This is a genomic window from Arthrobacter sp. 135MFCol5.1 (assembly GCF_000374865.1).
Taxonomy (GTDB): Bacteria; Actinomycetota; Actinomycetes; order Actinomycetales; family Micrococcaceae; genus Arthrobacter.
This window is the reverse complement of sequence record NZ_KB895462.1, coordinates 19,681-38,644: the sequence shown is the minus strand read 5'-3', so window position 1 is coordinate 38,644 and position 18,964 is coordinate 19,681. Positions and strand designations below refer to the sequence as shown.

At 67.7% G+C, this 18,964-nt stretch carries 14 protein-coding genes; 6 read left to right on the top strand and 8 right to left on the bottom strand.

The genetic code is table 11. The annotated features are described in order from the left end of the window. Position 1: 1 nt before the first annotated feature. The 4 genes from C563_RS0115345 to C563_RS0115330 all read right to left on the bottom strand — a co-directional run bounded on the left by C563_RS0115345 (position 2) and on the right by C563_RS0115330 (position 4,292). The gene (locus C563_RS0115345; RefSeq protein ID WP_018762954.1) at positions 2-964 is read right to left on the bottom strand and encodes a 4-(cytidine 5'-diphospho)-2-C-methyl-D-erythritol kinase; all 963 of its coding nucleotides are present in this window, start codon (positions 962-964) and stop codon (positions 2-4) included. Continuing rightward, positions 961-1,833, bottom strand: a complete 873-nt coding sequence (rsmA, locus tag C563_RS0115340; RefSeq protein ID WP_018762953.1) for a 16S rRNA (adenine(1518)-N(6)/adenine(1519)-N(6))-dimethyltransferase RsmA — start codon at positions 1,831-1,833, stop codon at positions 961-963. The genes C563_RS0115345 and rsmA overlap by 4 nt, the downstream gene beginning before the upstream one ends. Positions 1,834-1,942: 109 nt before the next feature. Then, positions 1,943-3,109: a resuscitation-promoting factor gene (locus C563_RS0115335; protein ID WP_018762952.1), complete on the bottom strand. Its 1,167-nt coding sequence runs from the start codon at positions 3,107-3,109 to the stop codon at positions 1,943-1,945. A gap of 280 nt (positions 3,110-3,389) precedes the next feature. Next, positions 3,390-4,292 (bottom strand): TatD family hydrolase, encoded by a 903-nt coding sequence (locus tag C563_RS0115330; RefSeq protein ID WP_026264927.1) that lies wholly within the window; start codon positions 4,290-4,292, stop codon positions 3,390-3,392. A gap of 163 nt (positions 4,293-4,455) precedes the next feature. Between C563_RS0115330 and C563_RS0115325 the strand changes: the two genes are divergently transcribed. From C563_RS0115325 to C563_RS0115315, 3 genes are read left to right on the top strand one after another with little or no spacing between them, the layout of a single operon-like run. Beyond that, complete coding sequence (locus C563_RS0115325) at positions 4,456-5,556, top strand: AAA family ATPase (RefSeq protein WP_018762950.1); 1,101 nt, start codon at positions 4,456-4,458, stop codon at positions 5,554-5,556. 9 nt (positions 5,557-5,565) lie between these two features. Next, positions 5,566-7,029: a DUF58 domain-containing protein gene (locus C563_RS0115320; RefSeq protein WP_018762949.1), complete on the top strand. Its 1,464-nt coding sequence runs from the start codon at positions 5,566-5,568 to the stop codon at positions 7,027-7,029. Beyond that, positions 7,026-9,569, top strand: coding sequence for a transglutaminase family protein (locus C563_RS0115315; RefSeq protein WP_018762948.1), 2,544 nt, complete (start codon positions 7,026-7,028; stop codon positions 9,567-9,569). The genes C563_RS0115320 and C563_RS0115315 overlap by 4 nt, the downstream gene beginning before the upstream one ends. A gap of 61 nt (positions 9,570-9,630) precedes the next feature. Here the strand turns inward: C563_RS0115315 and C563_RS0115310 are convergent, their stop codons facing one another. Both C563_RS0115310 and rsmI read right to left on the bottom strand, forming a co-directional pair. Then, the gene (locus tag C563_RS0115310; RefSeq protein WP_018762947.1) at positions 9,631-11,130 is read right to left on the bottom strand and encodes an NAD-dependent succinate-semialdehyde dehydrogenase; all 1,500 of its coding nucleotides are present in this window, start codon (positions 11,128-11,130) and stop codon (positions 9,631-9,633) included. A 183-nt stretch (positions 11,131-11,313) separates the two neighbouring features. Continuing rightward, positions 11,314-12,189, bottom strand: coding sequence for a 16S rRNA (cytidine(1402)-2'-O)-methyltransferase (rsmI, locus tag C563_RS0115305; RefSeq protein ID WP_018762946.1), 876 nt, complete (start codon positions 12,187-12,189; stop codon positions 11,314-11,316). Positions 12,190-12,234: 45 nt separating this feature from the next. Here rsmI and C563_RS0115300 point away from each other — a divergent pair, with 45 nt between their 5' ends. After that, entirely contained in the window at positions 12,235-13,959 is a 1,725-nt protein-coding gene (locus C563_RS0115300) for a dolichyl-phosphate-mannose--protein mannosyltransferase (RefSeq protein ID WP_018762945.1), read from the top strand. Positions 13,960-14,026: 67 nt separating this feature from the next. Next, positions 14,027-15,856 (top strand): AMP-dependent synthetase/ligase, encoded by a 1,830-nt coding sequence (locus tag C563_RS0115295; RefSeq protein ID WP_018762944.1) that lies wholly within the window; start codon positions 14,027-14,029, stop codon positions 15,854-15,856. Here the strand turns inward: C563_RS0115295 and C563_RS21455 are convergent. Both C563_RS21455 and C563_RS0115285 read right to left on the bottom strand, forming a co-directional pair. Then, on the bottom strand, positions 15,847-16,959 hold the full coding sequence (locus C563_RS21455; RefSeq protein WP_018762943.1) for a TIGR01906 family membrane protein: 1,113 nt from the start codon (positions 16,957-16,959) through the stop codon (positions 15,847-15,849). The two genes, C563_RS0115295 and C563_RS21455, sit on opposite strands and share 10 nt — an antisense overlap. Before the next feature lie 124 nt (positions 16,960-17,083). Next, on the bottom strand, positions 17,084-18,076 hold the full coding sequence (locus C563_RS0115285) for a stage II sporulation protein M (RefSeq protein ID WP_026264925.1): 993 nt from the start codon (positions 18,074-18,076) through the stop codon (positions 17,084-17,086). A gap of 87 nt (positions 18,077-18,163) precedes the next feature. Between C563_RS0115285 and C563_RS0115280 the strand changes: the two genes are divergently transcribed. Then, positions 18,164-18,964, top strand: coding sequence for an RDD family protein (locus C563_RS0115280; protein ID WP_018762941.1), 801 nt, complete (start codon positions 18,164-18,166; stop codon positions 18,962-18,964).

Sequence of the window (18,964 nt, the reverse complement as noted above, 5' to 3'; positions counted from 1 at the left end):
TCTAGAGATGTGTGTCGGAGATGATGCGCGCGCCGTGGACGGGGCCGTGCACGTGAAGGGCCGCCAGTCCCTGGTGCCGCAGGTCCTCGGCCAGTGCTTCGGCCGCCACGGGATCGTCGGCGAGCAAGGCCACGGTGGGGCCGGAACCTGAAACGATCCCAGCGATCGCGCCGTGGGATTCGCCGATACCCAGCGTATCGCGCAATGCAGGGGCCAAGGAGATGGCGGCACGCTGCAGGTCGTTGACCAGGACACGGCTCAGGGATTCGGCGTCGCCGCTGCGCAGGGCCGTTAAAATGTGCGGGTCGACGCCGGTGGGCTCGTCCGCGGTGATGCCTTCGGCGTCCCGCAGCCTGTCCAGGGTGCGGTACACCTCCGGGGTGGACAGTCCGTAGTCTGCCGCCACCAGCACCCAGTGGGTTTGGGCCTTGGCCAGGGCCGGGGACAGTTTGTCGCCCAGGCCAAGGCCCACGGCGGTGCCGCCAAGCAGCGAGAAGGGCACGTCCGCGCCCAGTTCCGCGGCAAGGTGGGCCAATTCTTCGCGGGAAAGTCCGCTGTTCCACAGGGCGTCGCAGGCCAGGAGCGTGGCGGCGGCGTCGGCTGACCCGCCGCCCATGCCGCCGGCGACCGGGACGCGTTTGGTGATTTCCAGGTGTACGCCGGTGGCGTGCTCGGAGACGTCAGCCATGATGGCGGCTGCCTTGTAGGCCAGGTTGTTGCTGTCCAGGGGAATGTCGACGGCGTCGAGGTCCAGGGTGCTTTCGGGGCTGAGGCTGAGCGTGATTCCCGGCGTCGCGGTGCTGGTGGCGGCAACTTCCTCGTAGAGGGATACCGCGAGGTAGACGCTGGCAACGGAGTGGTAGCCGTCCCGGCGGAGCGGGCCCACCGCCAGGGATACGTTGACCTTGCCGGGTGCTTTGACCCGGACCGTCCTGGCCGCGAAGCGTCCTGCCGGGGCGTTCACAACCGTGATTCCTTGGCTTCGGCGATCCTGGCGAAGGCTTGGATATCGATGACCTCGCCACGGGCAGTGGGGTCCACGCCGGCAGCCACGAGGCAGCGCTCCGCTTCCGGCGCTCCGCCTGCCCAGCCGGCGAGGGCTGCCCGCAGCGTCTTGCGGCGCTGCGCGAACGCGGCGTCCACCACGGCAAACACTTGCTCACGGGTGGCAGTGGTGGCCGGCGGCTCGCGGCGGGTGAAGGCCACCAGGCCGGAGTGGATTTTGGGGGCGGGCCAAAAGACGTTCATGCCGATGACGCCTGCCTTGCGCATCTGGCTGTACCACGCCGCCTTGACCGACGGCACCCCGTAGGTCTTGGACCCCGGGCCCGCGGCCAGCCGGTCCGCTACTTCGTCCTGCACCATCACCAGCCCGTGCCGCAGGCTGGGGAAATGCTGCAGCAGGTGCAGTACCACCGGAACCGCCACGTTGTAGGGCAGGTTGGCCACCAGTGCGGTGGGTTGGACCGGCAGTTCGGTGACTTTCATGGCGTCGTCGTTGACCAGGTGGAACGCGTTGGCGGCGGCAGGGCGCCATGCCTTGACGGTTTCCGGAAGCTTCGCGGCCAGGACGGGGTCGATTTCGACGGCGACAACGGCCGCCGCCGCATCGAGCAGCCCCAAGGTCAGGGAGCCGAGGCCCGGGCCTACCTCGAGGACGGTTTCATCCGGCCCCACTCCGGCGGCGGAGACGATCCGCCGGATGGTGTTGCCGTCGATAACGAAGTTCTGGCCCAAGGTTTTAGTCGGCCTGATCCCGATTTCCTCTGCCAGCCGGCGGATGTCGGAGGCACCGAACAACGGTGCGGGCACGGCAGGGATGGGTTCAGTCACCTAGGTATCCTATCCCGCGCGGCAGCTCCGCCCTGTCGGCTTAACGGCAGTGGCCGGGCCCGGATATCCGGGCCCGGCCACGCTGTGGGCGTCGTGTTCGTCCGCTGAATCAGCTGCTGGCTGCCCAGCCGCAACCCCACGGTGAGAGCCCGCGCTGGGCGTAGACGCGGTTGGCGATGTCGATTTGCTGCGCCTTGGTGGCGAGGCTGGCGTTCGGGGCGTACGCGCCGCCGCCAGCTCCGATCCAGGTGCGGATGTCGAACTGGAGGCCGCCGTAGTAGCCGTTGCCGCTGTTGATGCTCCAGTTTCCGCTGGATTCACACTGGGCGATCTTGTCCCACATGGCTTCGTTCATCATGGCCGGCGCCGCTGCCCCGGTGTTGGCGGCTGCTGCCGCGGGCGCCGCCTGGACGGCGGGCTTGGCCTTGGTGCCCACGGTGACCTTTTCGGTTACGGGCTGCACCGCCACGTTCTCGGACACGAGGGTGCGCGACGCTTCCCGGCCGTCAACGAGGACCAGCTTGAAGGTGCGCTCGATCTTTCCGGCCGCCCCGGCCTGGGTCACCTGCTTGTCACCCTTGAGCATGTCGGCGCTCTCGGCGGTGACCGTGTCGAAGGGCACGTCTTCGCTGGTAACGGCAGTCTTGCTGGTGTCCACCCGGGAGACCTTGATGACCATGTTGTTCACCACGTTGGCGTTGGCCGGCTGGGAGGAGCGGTCGCTGGCGCCGAGGGTGACACCGGAATCCTCAAGGACCTTGCCTACGGTTGCGGCAGTGGTGGTGGCGGTGTTCACCTTGCCATCGGCCACGATGCTGACGGTCTTGGGTGTGGAGATGGAGACGTAGGAGCCGGCCAGTGCGAGCGTGGCATCCTTGGGCGCCGAGACGGCCGATGCGCTGGCAACGCCGAGCTCGCTGACGAGGCCTTCCACGTCCTGGGCGGTGGTGTTGACGGTCTTTTCGGCCCCGTCAAGGCTGACCTTGACCTCTTTGGCCTGGTTGACGTTGATGACGGTGCCGTTTTGCACGGATGAATCCAAGGACGGCGATACGCGGTCGCCGGGCTTGAGGTCCAGGTTGGCACTCTTGACCACCTGCGCCACTGTTCCACCAAAGGACTGCACGGACGAGGCTTTGCCGTCCACGTTGAGCGTGATTGTTTTGTTATTGCCCACGAAAGCCACGAGGCCCGCGACGAGGCCGCAGAGCACCAGAAGTTGGGCGCCAACCTTGATATAGCTGAACTTGCCGTCCGTTGTGAAGAACTTGATCACGATTGCCCGTAACTCTAGGTCCATCCGGGCACGGGGAATCGCGCAAGGGAATGCCCGGAACAACCTCAAATAGACCGTCCGGGCATCGATGCACCGCCACACTCCGCGCAGCGGCATGGCCGGGAACTGACGTGCCCGGAGCGGCTGCGAATGGAGCGAAATTATCCGTTGGCCTTCCCCGACCCCGGCTAATAGTTGTCCACTGTAACCGTAGCGTTATAAAGCGACCAACATTTTTGCATACCAGGTATTGCCCAGGATCACGGGACGGGGTGGGATTTCAGGTCCAGGATCCGTATGCCCGCACGGTATTTTCACTGATGGTGTTGCACAGCCCGGCGAGGTCGGAGCCTGTCAATTCTGCCATGGCCCGGACCGTGTACGGGACCATGTAGCTGGCATTTGGCCGCCCCCGGTGCGGATGCGGGGTCAGGAACGGCGCATCTGTTTCCACCATGATGAGTTGGCGGTCGGCGACGGCGAGCGCGGCCCGAAGATTCGCGGCGTTCTTGAAGGTCAGGGTCCCGGCGAAGGACATCCACCAGCCCTGGTCGTTGCAGGTCCTGGCAAGCTCCTCGTCGCCGGAGAAGCAGTGGAACACCACCCTCCCCGGGGCGCCTTCCTCCCTCAGCACCCGCACCACGTCGCCGTGTGCGTCCCGGTCGTGGATCTGGAGGGTGAGGTCCAGGCGCTTGGCGATGTCGATGTGGCGCCGGAACGAGTGCTCCTGGTGGCGCAGTCCTTCGCCTTCCGTGCGGTAGAAGTCCAGCCCCGTCTCGCCGATCGCGCGGATCCGCGGATGCGCCGCGAGGCGTTCGATCTCTGCCAGGGCCGCCTCAAGTTCGCCCCTGGCGGCATAGTGCGGAGCATCGTTGGGATGGAGGGCCACGGCGCCCAGGAGACGGTGGTCCTGGTCCACGGCTTCCACCGTGAACCGCGACGACGCCAGGTCGCAGCCCACCTGGACCGCTCCCTGGACCCCCACGGCCGCTGCGGCATCAAGCGCGGCCTTGATTCCCACCGGCGCCGTTCCATCAGGAAAGTCCAGGTGGGTGTGGTTGTCCATCACGGGTACAGGCAACGGTTCAGGCGCGGGCGGATACTGCTTGCGGGGCGGAGCTTCCGGGTCCAAGGGGCCTGTGTCAGGTGCCCGATAGGCGGCGGGAGTCAGCGGATTGCACATCCACCCAGCCTATCCGCCGAAAGCGGTGGCATATTTGCCGGAACTCTCTGTCAGGCACGGCAGTTGTGTTAGTAGTCTGGAACGAACACACGCGCACGCCCACCGACGGGCGAAGGCAGGCTTGCTGTCCCGTCCAGGTGAAACCCGGGCTGAAAGGTTGCCGATGGAACCCCACCGACGCACTGCCAACAATGGGAGCGCACCGAACCTCAACCTGGCCGGCGTCGCGGATGCCGTCAGCCGGCTGAACGGGCACCGGGCCGCCGCCATGGACCCGGAGTCGTTCCATGAAGCGGCCCAACGCATCCTTACCACCGTCAACACGGTAATCGACGGCAAATCGGATGCCGCCAAGCTGGCGCTGACTGTCCTGCTCGCACAGGGCCACCTGCTGCTTGAGGACGTGCCCGGCGTCGGAAAAACCCTCCTCGCCAAGACGCTCGCCCGGACCATCGACTGCACCGTCAACCGCATCCAGTTCACCCCCGACCTGCTGCCCTCGGACGTCACCGGGGTGTCCATTTACAACCAGGCCTCCCGGCTCTTTGAATTCCGGCCCGGCGCCGTGTTCGCGAACATCGTGATCGGCGATGAAATCAACCGCGCCTCCGCCAAGACCCAGTCCGCCCTGCTGGAATGCATGGAGGAGCACCAGGTGACGGTGGACGGCAACACGTACAAGCTTGATGAACCCTTCATGGTGGTGGCCACCCAGAATCCCATCGAGATGGAAGGGACGTACCCCCTGCCCGAGGCCCAGCGGGACCGCTTCATGGCCAGGATCTCCATGGGCTATCCGGACAAGGAAGCCGAGATCGAAATGCTTGAGACCCACCAGGCGGTATCGCCGCTGGCCGCCGTCAGCCCGGTGGTGACGGCATCTGACGTGGCGGCGATGACCACCACCGTCCAGCAGGTCTTCGTGTCCGAAGCCGTGAAGGAATACACGGTGTCACTGGGCCGCGCCACCCGGGAAAGTCCGCTGCTCCGCTTGGGGGCGAGCCCCCGTTCCATGCTCCAGCTGCTGCGTGCGGCCAAAGCCACGGCTGCGTTGGACGGAAGGGATTTTGTCCTGCCGGACGATGTCGCAGGCGTCGCCGAGGCCGTGCTGGCACACCGGATCATCGTCGAGCGCAAGGCTGCCGGCGCTGGCGAAAACCCGCACAGCGTCCTGCAGGGAATCCTCTCGCGCCTGCCCGTTCCGCAGGCGCCCCCGGGCCAGGCAACGCGGCCCGCGGCGGCGGCCGGCGGCAGGAACCGCTAGGGGCGGACCATGGCGTTCCTGGACAAGCTTCCCCGGCACCTGTTCACCAGGCGTGGCTGGGGCATGCTTGCCGCCGGGGCGTTCGCACTGGCCGCCGCGCAGGTCATGGGGCGCCGGGACCTGTTAACGCTGGCGCTGCTGCTGTTGGTGCTGCCGCTGGTGTCCCTGGCAGGAATCCGGCTGGTGAAACCGAAATTCCGGGTGTACCGCGAGTTCAATCCCTCACCCGTGGAAACATCCGCGCCAACCATCGTCCATTTGGCGGTGGGCAGGACAGGCCCGGGAACCGGCCAGGTGATCATGGAGGAGCGCCTGCCCCCGCACTTCGGCCAGGCGCCGGCTTTCCGGTTTCCTTCCCGTTCCGCAACTGGCGGCACCAGCCGCTACGAATACCACTTGACGTCCGGCTACCGCGGCTTGTTCCGGATCGGGCCGGTCACGGCGGAGTTCACCGACCCGTTCGGACTGTCGCTGCACCGCCAGGCCATCGACGACGGCGACATCCTCACCGTGACGCCGGCCGCCGTCGTGCTGCCTGCCACGGCGCTGGACGGAGCGCGGGGCAACGACGGCGTCACCGCCACGCGCACCCGCGCAAATCCGAGCGACGACGACGTCATGACCCGCGAATACCGGCACGGGGATCCCATGCGCCGGGTCCACTGGGCCGCCACGGCGAGGCACGGCGAGCTCATGGTCCGCCAGGAGGAATCCGTCACCACGCCGGAAGCCACCATCATCCTGGATCACCGTTCCGCTGCCTTCGGCGGCCCCTCCGGGATGACGATGCCAGGGCTGCCGGGGCGACACGGGCACGGACTGGCCACCAGCGAGACATTCGAATGGTCGGTCGTCGCCGCCATGTCCGTCAGCGCCCACTTGGCGGAACGCAACTACAGCCTCCGGATCCTCGATGCCGGCGGCAACCCGGCTTTCCTGCATTCACCGTCGTCCCCGGAACCTGGGGCCGACGAGTTCAGTGGCACCTCCGGGCTGCAGTCCATAGCCGAGAGCCTCGCTGCGGTCCATCTGTCCGGGCCATCCCACACTCGGCGGGACAGTGCGGCCCGGGACGCCCAGGGCCGGAGCAGCCGGCGCCGGGCCGCCGGCGGAGGGCAGCCTCCGGGCGCGGACCAGGAGCCACCGGTCTTTGACGACCACCTGATGGACAAACTGGGCGCACACAGGATGCGCGGACCGTTGATCGCCGTGCTGGGAAGGATCAGTGCCGAGGAGGCGACGGCGTTGGCACCGGCCGCAGCCTACGGAACCAACGCATTCGCCCTCCTGGCCGTGGACAAGCCGGCTGACTTCCACGGCGTGTTGGACGTGCTGCGGCAGAACGGCTGGCGCGCTGCCGCCGTGACGCCGCGTACCGCTCTGGCGGCGGCCTGGGGACAGTTCGACGAAGACCCTGCCGTGCCCGTGGCCCCTGCGTCCGAGGTCCGCCGTGGAGCAGGAGTAGCCACATGACAATGGCACCAGCGCGGCCTTCAGGCATCGGGAATGAAGCCCGCAACCAGCCCGAACCGCCGGCCCGGCGTCCGCAGGCCGGCGCTTATCCGTGGGCCATGGCGTTGGCGATTTCGGTGGCTGTCTGCGGGGCGGCCTTGTCTCTAAACGGCGTCCTTCGGGGCTGGAACTGGTTCTGGCCCGTCCTGACCACCGTGCTGACGGTCAGCGTGGCCCTGGCGGCCCTGCGTTCGGTCCGAGCCCAGCCCCTCCTGGTCACGGCAGGCGGATTCATCTCACTGGCTGCCGTCCTCACGCTGACGTTCTTCCGCGGCTCAAGTTTCCTGTGGGTTATTCCGACCGGCGCCACGCTCCCCGACCTTGACCGGTTGATGCGGCGGGCCAGCGAAACCGTCCTGTCGGAGACAGCGCCGGTGGCTCCCAACGCCGGAATCGTGATGGTGGTCTGTGCGGTGCTGGGCCTCGCCGTCATCCTGGTCGACGCCCTGGCCGTGCCCCTCCGCATGCCCGCCGCCTCAGGGGTTGGCCTGCTGGCACTGCTGGTGGTTCCCGCCATGATCAAGCCCCAGAGCGTGGGCGTGTGGAGCTTCGCTGCCACGGCGGCCGGGTACCTGCTGATCCTGGCCTGCAGCCAGCGGTTTGCCCCGGACGGACAGCTCCAGTCCGGCGCGCCCCGCAGCCCCGGCCTGGCAAGGCGGGCAGCCCTGACCGGAGCCGCGGCCATGGTGGCCACCCTGCTGCTGCCCCTGGCGATTCCCGGTTTCGACCAAGGCACGTTCCCGCAAGGGTCCAGGCTCAACCCGTGGGGCGGCGCCACCGGCCTGAACCCGATGATCACGCTGGGCAGCAGCCTGCGCGCACCGGACGGGAGCGGTCGGATCACCTATGCCACGAATTCCCCCACGCCGCTCTACCTGCGTTCTGTCACCGTGGACAATTTCGACGGCGACTCGTGGGGTCCGGATGACCGCACCGCGTCCCGGGTCCCGCTGGACGGGCGGATCGATCCCGGTTACGCAGTCCTCGCGGACGAGCAGGTGCGCCTGGTCACCGCCGTCGACACCGGTTCCTTCACCAGCCCCTACCTGCCGGTCCCGTATGCGCCCGAAACCATCCGGGGCCTCGGCGGCGAGTGGACTTGGGACCCCGCCACCCTGAGTATCAAGGGCACCGACACCACCACCCGGCGCCAGGAGTACGTCGTGACGTCGACCGAGCCAAAGCTCTCGGCCGCGCTCCTCGCCCAGGCGTCCGGCCCCGTCCGGGGAATCCCTGACGATTTCAGCCGGATTCCGGGAAATGTCCCGGACATCGTCAAGGCCACCGCCAAGACGGTGGCCGGCACTGCGGGGACGCCGTACCAGAAAGCGATGGCCCTCCAGAGATACCTGCGCTCGTCCGAGTTCACCTATTCCCTCCAGTCCCCGGTCCAGGGCGGCTATGACGGGAACGGGCTCTCTGTCCTGGCGGATTTCCTGCAGCAAAAGAGCGGATACTGCATCCACTACGCCTCCGCCATGGCCGTGATGGCGCGGCTGGAAGGAATCCCCAGCAGGATTGCCGTGGGATATGCCCCGGGCCGGTTGACCGGGGCGACCATAGCCGTGGCCGGGCAGGGTGCGCTCCCGGAATACGAAGCGGACGCCCGTGACGCCCACGCGTGGCCCGAGCTGTACTTCCAGGGCCTGGGCTGGGTGCCGTTCGAACCTACGCCGTCGCGGGGCGTGGTCCCGGACTACGCCACGGACGCGCCGGTGCCCGCCGTCCCGGATACCCTGGGCAACAATGACGGCCTCGTCCCTGACGCTGCCCCGGCGCCCTCCGCTACCCCGAGCGGCACGGCCTTGCCGGTCCCCGGCGGGACGGGCGGCGGCGAGGGCGGTTCGGCCGGCGTGTTGCCGTGGCTCCTTGGGACCGCAGGCGTGCTGGGCGCCTTGCTCCTGGCAGCCGCGCCGCACCTGGTCCGTTCCGGAACCAGGACGCGCCGGTTGAATCCGAGGTCCCCGGGCCAGTCCGTCCCGTTGGCGTGGAACGAGCTGACGGACCTGGGCATCGATTATGGCGTTCGAGCCGCACCCAGCGAGACTCCACGGGCGTATTCCGCCAGGTTCCGGCAAACACTGCTGGGTGAACCCGGCGGGTTGGACCATGAAGCGCACCAGGCCGTGGCGTTCCTGACATCCGCCTTCGAGCACCACCGGTACGGCCGGCCGGACAACAGCTCCCCGGCAACCAGCCTACGGGGTCACCCTGCCGGCCAGGACATCCAGGCCGGGGTCGCCGCGGTCGTGGACTCCCTCCGGCAGAACGCCACCCTGCCGCGCCGCCTGCGGGCGGAGTGGCTTCCGCCGTCCGTCATCCGCCGCTTGGGCCTGCTGCTGGGCTTGCCGTTCCGGGCAGCCGGCAGCGGCATCCGGAAAGCCGCCCGTGCGGCCGCCCATTCCCGAAAGAGCCGTGCCGCCGCAACGTCCGGGGCACCGGTGGCGGGGCGTCGGGAAGCAGCGGCGGACGACGGCGTTCGCGGGCGGGGCAGGGGCTGAACGCAAAAGTGCCGGCCGGGAAGGATCCCGGCCGGCACGTGCGTCATTGGAACCGCCGAAGCTATCCCGCGTAGGGGTCGGCGATGCCGATGTACTGGGTGTAGAGGTACTCCTCGATGCCTTCGAGTCCGCCTTCGCGTCCCAGGCCGGACTGCTTGACGCCGCCGAACGGTGCGGCAGCGTTGGAGATCACGCCGGCGTTCAAGCCGAGCATGCCCGTCTCGAGCCGCTCACCCATCCGGATGCCGCGGTTCAGGTCCTTGGTGAAGACGTATGCCACCAGGCCGTACTCGGTGTTGTTGGCCAGCCGCACGGCCTCGTCCTCGGTGGAGAAGGTGATGATCGGGGCGACGGGCCCGAAGATCTCCTCCGAGAGGATACGGGTGCCTTCGGAGACGCCGGACAGGATGGTGGGCTGGTAGAAGTAGCCCGGGCCCTCGACCGGTGCCCCGCCCAGCACCGCCTTGGCGCCGGAGGCGACGGCGTCGGAGACCAGTTCGTGGACCTTGTCCCGGCTCTTGGCATCGATCAGCGGGCCCACCTTGGACTCGGGTTCGGTGCCGCGGGCGGTGGTCATGTCCTTCATCTTCGCCGCGAACTTCTCGGCGAATTCGGCGGCCACGGATTCGTGCACGATGAACCGGTTGGCTGCGGTGCAGGCCTCACCCATGTTGCGCAGCTTTGCCAGCATCGCACCGGTAACGGCCGCGTCCAGGTCCGCGTCCTCGAAAACCAGGAACGGGGCGTTCCCACCCAGTTCCATGGAGGTGCGCAGCACAGTTCCGGAGGCGTCGGAGAGCAGCCGGCGGCCCACCTCGGTGGAACCGGTGAAGGAGAGCTTACGCAGCCGGGAGTCCTTGATCAGGGCCCCGGTGGTCTCTCCGGCCGTGGAGGTGGGGATGAGGTTCAGGACCCCGGCGGGCAGGCCGGCCTCCTGCATGACGGCGGCGAACAGCTGGGACGTCAGCGGCGTCAGGTTGGCGGACTTCAGCACCATGGTGCAGCCTGCGGCCACCGCCGGGGCGATCTTGCGGGTGGCCATGGCCAGCGGGAAGTTCCACGGAGTGATCAGCAGGCAGGGGCCTACCGGCTTCTTGGTCACCAGCAGCCGGGACTTGCCGTCAGGGGAGACCGAGTACCGGCCGAAGGCCCGGACGGCTTCTTCGGAGAACCAGCGCAGGAATTCGGCTCCGTAGGTGACTTCACCGCGGGCTTCTGCCAGCGGCTTGCCCATCTCCAGGGTCATCAGCAGCGCAAAGTCCTCGGCCCGTTCGGTGACCAGCTCGAAAGCGCGGCGGAGGATTTCACCGCGTTCACGCGGGGGCACCTTGGCCCAGGATTCCTGGGCCGCAGCGGCAGCGTCCAAGGCCGCAGCGGCATCGTCCGCGCCGGCGTCGGCAATGCTCAGCAGCACCTTGCCGGTGGCGGGATCCTCTACGTCGAACGTCTTGCCTGAGGCGGCGTCGCGCCACTCACCGTTGATAAGCAGCCCGGTGGGAACAGAGGCCAAAAGCCGGGTTTCGCGCTCGGCGGTAACGGCCGGCTGTGCAGTGACAGTCACGATGACTCCCTCGTCAGTAGGGTTTCTGGCAGCCCCGCGCCGCGGCCGGAGTGACCGGGATCATTGGGCTGATTAACAGCCAGACTACTGCGGGCCCCTCCCCCGGTCTACGCCGTTGCGCACTGCCACATCAGCCCCACGCTGTGCATCTGCACAGATTCGAAGGCATGCCGGGAGAGGCTGCTACCGGGCGGCGAGCACTGCCGAGTAGAGCTCGCGCTTGCTGACCCGGACGTCCTCGGCCACGGCGGCAACCGCTTCCTTCAACCTGATGCCTTGGGCCACTAGCTCGTTGACGGCGGCCACATGGTCCTCCGGCTTGCCCGCCGCCTGTTCCGGAGCCCCGCCGAGGACAACGGCGATCTCGCCGCGGACCTCGTTCTCTTCGGCCCACTGGAGCAGTTCGCCGGTGGTTCCCCGGATCACTTCCTCGTACGTCTTGGTCAGTTCCCGGCACACCGCGATGGGCCGGTCCGGACCGAACCGTTCGCGCAGCGCCCGGAGCATGGATTCGAGGCGGTGCGGAGCTTCGAAGAACACCATGGTGCGGCGTTCCGCGGCGAGGTCGGCCAGGCGCGACGCGCGTTCGCCGGCCTTACGTGGGAGGAAACCTTCAAAGCAGAACCTGTCCGTGGGCAGGCCGGACAGGGCCAGTGCCGTGAGGACCGCGGAGGGACCCGGGACGGCGGTGACTGGAAGCCCGGCCGCGATGGCGCCCTCCACCAGCCGGAAGCCGGGGTCCGAGACGGCCGGCATGCCTGCGTCGGTCACCATGACCAGCGTGCTGCCAGCTCGCACCTGGTCAAGGAGCTCTGCCGTCCTGGTCGCCTCATTGTGTTCGTGGTAGCTGATGACGCGGCCGGACACTTCCACGCCCAGGCTCTGGACCAGGCGGTGCAAGCGCCGGGTGTCCTCTGCCGCCACGATGTCGGCGGTACCCAGCAGTTCCACGAGCCGGGCAGAGGCATCACCGGTATTCCCGATCGGGGTGGCGGCAAGGACGATCCGTCCCGTCGTTGACGGGCCTGGATCAGGAAGGGGGCTGGGGTTCGGGTCCACCCGTCAAGCCTACTGCTGCCGGGTCTTCCAGCCCCAAAAGGTAGCATGGGGCTCGTGACGCAGACCTCGACGCGGCCGGCCGGCGCCGGTGAACCCACCCCGCCGCCCTCCCCGGCCGCAGCCGCGGTAACTGTTACGGAGCGCGGGGAACACGCCCTTCGGTGGGTCAGCCGGCCGGAGGAGGCGTTCACCGTCCAGGCCCTGACGGCACGGCTCCTGGGCGCACACGCATCCTGGCGGGACCACCCGGCGTCCCTGCGACTGTGGTTCATCCTGGTTCCGGTCCTGACGGCGCTCATCGGCGGGGTCCTCCGGTTCGTGCGGCTCGAGGTACCGCACAAGCTGGTCTTCGACGAGACCTACTACGTCAAGGACGCCTACTCCTACCTCATCAGCGGCTATGAGCGCAGCTGGCCGGACAAAGCCAACGACTCGTTCAATACCGGCAATCCGGACGTCCTGCTGAATACGCCCGAATACGTGGTGCACCCGCCGGTGGGCAAGTGGATGATCGCGGCAGGTATGTGGCTCTTCGGGCCGGAGAATCCGTTCGGCTGGCGCTTCGCCGCGGCGCTCACGGGAACCCTCACGGTGTTGCTCGTCTCGCTGATCGCCTTGAAACTGTTCCGTTCGCTTCCGCTGGCGGGCGCGGCCGGACTGCTCCTCGCCGTCGACGGCCACCACCTTGTCATGTCCCGCACATCGCTGCTGGACGTCTTCCTGGCGTTCTGGATCCTTGCAGCATTCGGCGCCCTGCTCATGGACCGGGACGACGGGCGCCGCCGGCTGGCGGCCCGGCTGGCGCGGATTGCTGCCGCGCACGGCGGACAGCCGCCGGGCGGGGCACTGCTGGCCGGGCCATGGCTTGGCGTCCGCTGGTGGCGGATCGCCGCCGGGATCTGCCTTGGCCTGGCAGTGGGCACCAAGTGGTCCGGCCTCTTCTTCCTCGCAGGGTTCGGCATCCTCACGGTGCTGTGGGACCTGAACGCACGCCGGGTCGCGGGCATCCGCGGCTGGATCAGTGGCGGTGTCATCCGGGACGGCATTCCGGCCTTCGGCGCGTTGGTACCCGTTGCCGGCATCGTCTACTCGGCCACGTGGACGGGCTGGTTCCTCTCGGACAACGCCTACTTCCGCCATTGGGCCGAGAGCAACCCTTCCACCGAATGGGGCTGGCTCCCGGACTCCGTCAGGTCCCTCATCCACTACCACCTCGAAGCGTACAAGTTCCATCAGGGCCTGAGCTCCGAGCACCCGTACCAGGCGAGTCCCTGGAGCTGGCTGGTGATGGGACGGCCGACGTCGTTCTTCTATGAATCCCCGCCACAGGGCACCCCGGGCTGCACTGTGGAAAAATGCACCTCGGCCATCCTGTCTGTGGGCAACCCCCTGATCTGGTGGGCGGCGGCCATCTCGCTGGTGGTCCTGCTGTTCTGGTGGGCGGGCCGCCGGGACTGGCGCGCGGGCGCAGTACTGGCGGGCGTGGCAGCCGGATACCTGCCGTGGTTCATGTACCCCGAGCGCACCATGTTCTACTTCTACGCGGTGTCCTTTGAGCCGTTCCTGATCCTTGCCCTGGTGTATTGCCTGGGCTTGGTGCTGGGCCGCGCCACGGACCCGCCCTGGCGGCGGCGCTCGGGCCTGTACCTGGTGGCGCTCTACCTGGCCGCCGCAATCCTGCTGTCGGCGTTCTTCTACCCGATCTGGACCGCCGAGGTCATCCCCTATGTCGACTGGAAAGTCCGGATGTGGATGCCGTCCTGGATCTAGGGCAGGATGGCACTAGAGACCTGTTGGAGCCGCCGCCGCGGCGTGGCAGCGGAAACGGAGACCTGCTGTGAGAGAAGCGAGCACGGAACTGCTGGTTGAGCTTGATGCCAACAGCAACGTGACTGACCTGCTGCTGGAGCAGCATGCCGCAAACCCCGCCCACGCGCTGTACCGGCGCAAGGGCCCAAACGGTTGGGTGGACGTTTCCGCGCAGAAGTTCCTCCAGGACGTCAGCGCGCTGGCCAAGGGGCTCATCGCCGGCGGCCTTGAACCCGGCGACACGGTGGCAGTGATGGCCCGCACCTCCTACGAGTGGACCCTGGTGGATTTCGCCATCTGGTTCGCCGGCGGCGTTACGGTGCCGATCTACGAAACGTCATCCGCCAGCCAGGTGGAGTGGATCATCCAGGACGCAGGGGTCCGCCGCGTGTTCGCCGGCGACCGTGCGACGGTGCAGCTCGTGGCCGGAGTCCTGGCAGGTTCCGACGTCCTCAGGGACCGCCTGGTCAACGTGGTGCGGATGGATTACGACGGCGAGGCCCCGGACCTTGCCAGCCTTGCCGCGGCCGGTACCGGCGTCAGCGACACCGAGCTGGAAAGGCAGCGCAGCCATGCCGGCCTGGCCGATCTCGCGTCCCTGGTGTACACGTCGGGCACCACCGGCAAGCCCAAAGGATGTGAGATCACGCATGGGAACTTCGCGCTGGTGGCCAAGAACATCGTCGCTTTCCTGCCGGAAGTCCTGCAGCAAGGCCAGCCTCGCACACTGATGTTCCTTCCGTTGGCCCATGTGCTGGCTCGGGCTGTGCAGGTGGTGTGCCTCACCGCAGGGGCAACCCTGGGGCACACCCCGGGCGCGGCGCAGCTGCTGGAGGACTTGGGTTCGTTCCGGCCGACGTTCCTTTTGGTGGTGCCGCGGATCTTCGAGAAGGTCCGGGCAACGGCGGCCCATAAGGCCGCGGTTGCGGGCAAGGGCCGGCTGTTCGACGCGGCCTCGGCGGCAGCAATCGAATACTCAAAGGAGCAAGACCGGCAGAACCGGGGCGAGGGACCGGGCCCTGGCCTGCTCAACCGCGTGCGGCACGGACTGTTTGACCGGCTGGTCTATCCCCGGCTGCGGCAGGCGCTGGGCGGCGAGGTGGGATACACGGTGTCGGGGGCCAGTCCCCTGGCTTTGGAGGACGCACACTTCTTCCGGGGCGTGGGCATTCCCGTCCTGGAAGGCTACGGGCTGACCGAAACCACGGCACCGTGCACGGCCAACACGCCGACCCGCACCAAGGTGGGAACGGTGGGGATCCCCGTTCCCGGTACCACCATCCGGGTGGCCGAAGACGGAGAGATCCTGGTCAAGGGAATTGGCGTCTTCCGTGGCTATCACGCAAACCCGGCCGCGAACGCGGAGGCGTTCGTGGATAATTTCTTCCGGACCGGGGACCTTGGTGTGCTGGATAAGGACGGTTTCCTCACCGTCACCGGCCGGAAAAAGGACCTGCTGGTCACCGCGGGCGGCAAGAATGTGGCGCCTGGCCCGCTGGAAGAGAAGATCCGGACCCATCAGCTGGTGGGGCATGCGGTGCTGGTGGGAGACGGGAAGCCGTTCGTGTCCGCTTTGCTTACCCTTGACCCGGAAGGCGTGGCCAACTGGCGGGAGGAGCGTGGCCTCCCGCCGCTCCCCCTCAGCGAGGCAACCAGCGATCCCCAGGTCCTCGCCGCCGTCCAGGAAGCGGTGGACCTGGCCAACCAGCTGGTGTCCAAAGCCGAGTCAGTGCGCACCTTTACGCTTCTCAACACCGAGTTCACGGTGGAGTCAGGACACCTGACGCCATCACTGAAACTCAAGCGGGCCGCCGTGGTCCAGCAGTATGAGGCGGAGATCGCCAGGATTTACGGCTGATCCGCCGGCACCGGCTCCTCGGCGTCCGTGTCCTCCCGGACAATACCGCGCCGGCGACGCGTGGGCCAGGTGAGCACCAGCGTGATGATGGATGCCAGGAGCACCATGCCGCCGATGCCGATGCCGGCGTCGATCCAGAACTGGCTCGGGAACAGCCGGATCAGGGTGTCATCCAGGCTGAAGGTCCAGGACCCGTCGGCAAAGAAGATCCGGTGGAATTCGGTGAAGAACTGCTGCCAGCCCAAGGCTGCCAGCGTGCCCAGGCCCAGGATCAGGACGAGGGTAATGATCGAACCGGCGAAGAGGGCGCGCCGGATTCCGCCGGTGCTGCGCCTGCGGAGGTACACGAGGGCGATCAGGGCGAGGATGAGCAGCGCGGTGCCGGCGCCGAAGGTGGAGAGGATGACCGTCTTGACGTCAGCCATGTGGCTGACCTCGCCGTCCTTGAAGAGCTTTTCGCCGCCGCGCTGCACCAGGTCTCCCAGGTACCGCGGGCCGGCCCAGTTACTCAGGTAGTCAACGGCGTAGGAGCCGTAGGTCATCCTGTCGTCAGTGCTGAAGCCGTATCCGTCGCCGGGGAAACCGGGACGGTTGTATTCCACCCAGAGGAAGAGCGGGCTGGTCACTGCCCGGACGGCCAGGATGAGGAGGATGAAGGGGTAGATGACGGCCAGCAGGACCTGCATGACGCGGGGGGCAACCGGTTTGGCGTTCGCGGCGCTTTCGCGCTGGGCGTTGCGGCGCTCCACTTCTTCCTCGGGCGGCCGGACGTGCAGGGCGGAGGTGGGAAGCGGTTCCTTGAAGACCTGGCCGGCTGAGCCGCGGGGCTCCTTAACGGATGTCCCGGCCGCCGCCTGCGAGGACCCGTCGGCCGAAGATCCCGTGCCGGAGGAGCCGACGGCGGATTCCGCCGCCCGGCGGCCCGCCCTGCTGTCCGCCTGCGGTGCTTTGGTTTCCTGTACAGCGTCTTCCCGGCCGGAAGTCTTACCACCGGCAGGTGTCAGCCAGGAAAACGCGGGCTCGTCGGAATCCCCGGAGGTGTCCAGGATCGGTTCCGGCTGCGGCGCTTCGCTTTTGGCGCGGGCCGGTGTTTCGTCGTTCACAGCAGCGTCACTTCCGTCAGGTTCCGCACCGGTCCAAGTCTGCCGGCGCGATTCATTCTGCCCTCGAGCCTACCGTCCGGAACTTCGGCTGGGCGAGGAACCACCCCGTCTGGATTACAACGATTCAGGCAGCGATTTCCGTATAGCCCGCGTCTTCGCTGCGAAGGTCGCAGCGTTCCCCTGCCAGGTAGGCCCGACGGCCCCACACCAGGACATAAAGCCAGTACGCAGCAAGAACCGCCGCGCCGATGCCAATCCTGGCCCAAGCCGGCAGCGGGCTGGGCGTCACGAAACCTTCCACGAGGCCCGAGACGAACAGCACCAGGACCAACCCCAGGGCCACCGTAACCAGCGACCTGCCCTCTTCCGCCACGGCGCGGCTCCTGGTCCGCGGACCCGGTGAGACCATAGCCCAAAAGATGCGCAGGCCGGCAGCGGAGGCCACAAAGACGGCGGTGAGCTCCATCAGGCCGTGCGGCAGGATGTAGCTGAAGAAAACATCGGATTTGCCGGCAGATGCGAAGATCCCGGCCGCAATTCCCACGCCCTGTGCGTTGTTGAACAGGATCATCGGCACCCAGACGCCGGTAATTCCGAGGGCCACCGCCTGGGCGCAGATCCAGGCGTTGTTGGTCCACACAGCCCCGGCGAAGGATGCTGCCGGATTTTCCGAGTAATAGTTGATGAAGTCCTGGTCGACATACTGCGCGGCGGCGGATTCGGATGCCACCGCACGGAGGGCATCCGGGGACGTTCCGATCCACGCCGCGTAGGCGGCAGCGACGAGGACGAAGACTGCCCCGCAGGCCATCGTGAGCCACCTCAGCCGGTACAGCGCAGCCGGCAGGGCCGCCACGAAGAACCTCGCAAGGTCTGCCATCGCGTTGGACCGGGCACCGGTGAAGCGGGTCCTGGCCGAGGCGAGCGTGGCGGAGAGCGAGGCCGACAATGCACTCTCGGGTGCAATGGAACGAACCAGTGACAGGTGCCCGGACACGGATTGGTACAGGGCCAGCAGTTCATCGGCCTCGGCACCCGTGAGCCTGCGTTTGGCAGCGAGCTCCTTCAGCCGCGACCACTTGTCCGCGTTCACGGCGGAGAAGGCGTCCATATCCACGGCTACAGCCTAGCGCCCGGCATTAGACTTTGACCGTCCGCACCCATGCGGTCGTCCGCATCACCAGCTGCGAAGGGCAGGGACGCAGTGAGTCCAATCATCACCGGCGAAGCAGTCGTCCTCGAACTTCGGCCGGCCACCTTCGCCGCCCGCGCTCTGGGCCTCGTCATCGACGTCGTCTTCCATGTGGTCCTGCTGGTGGGATTCATGTTTGGCCTGGCCGCCGCCGGCAGGGACCTGGATGAGGCCGCCGCGCGTGCGCTGGCCCTGACCGCCGCGGTGTTCTGCCTCGTCGTCGTCCCGGTGGGGGTCGAGACCCTGAGCCGGGGCAGGTCGCTGGGCAAGTTAGCCACCGGCCTCCGGGTTGTCCGCGAAGACGGCGGCAGTATCAGGTTCCGGCACGCGCTGATCCGGGGACTGACGGGATTCCTCGAAATCTACCTGACGTTCGGCGGCCTGGCATGCGCGGTGGCGCTCTTCAACGACAAATCCCGCCGCCTGGGCGATATGTTGGCCGGCACCTACGCGGTCCGCAGCCGGGTGCCTGCCGACGCAGCAATCCGCGTGTTCGTGCCGCCGCACCTGCAGCCCTGGGCAGCGGCCGCGGACATCGGCCGGATTCCGGACGCCACGGCCCGCAGGGCGGCGCAGTTCATTCGCCAGGCCGGCCGGATGGCGCCGCAGTCCAGGGCGCAGATGGCCGCGGCGATCGCCTCCGAACTGTCGTCGCACGTATCCCCCGCGCCGCCCCCGGGGACCGGCCCTGACCACTTCCTGGCCGCCGTCGTCGCCGAGCGCCGGAACCGGGAGTTCACCAGGCTTTCTGAATCGCGCCGCCGGAATTCCTCGGTGGGTCAACGGCTCCAGCGGCTGCCGTTCAACGGCTGA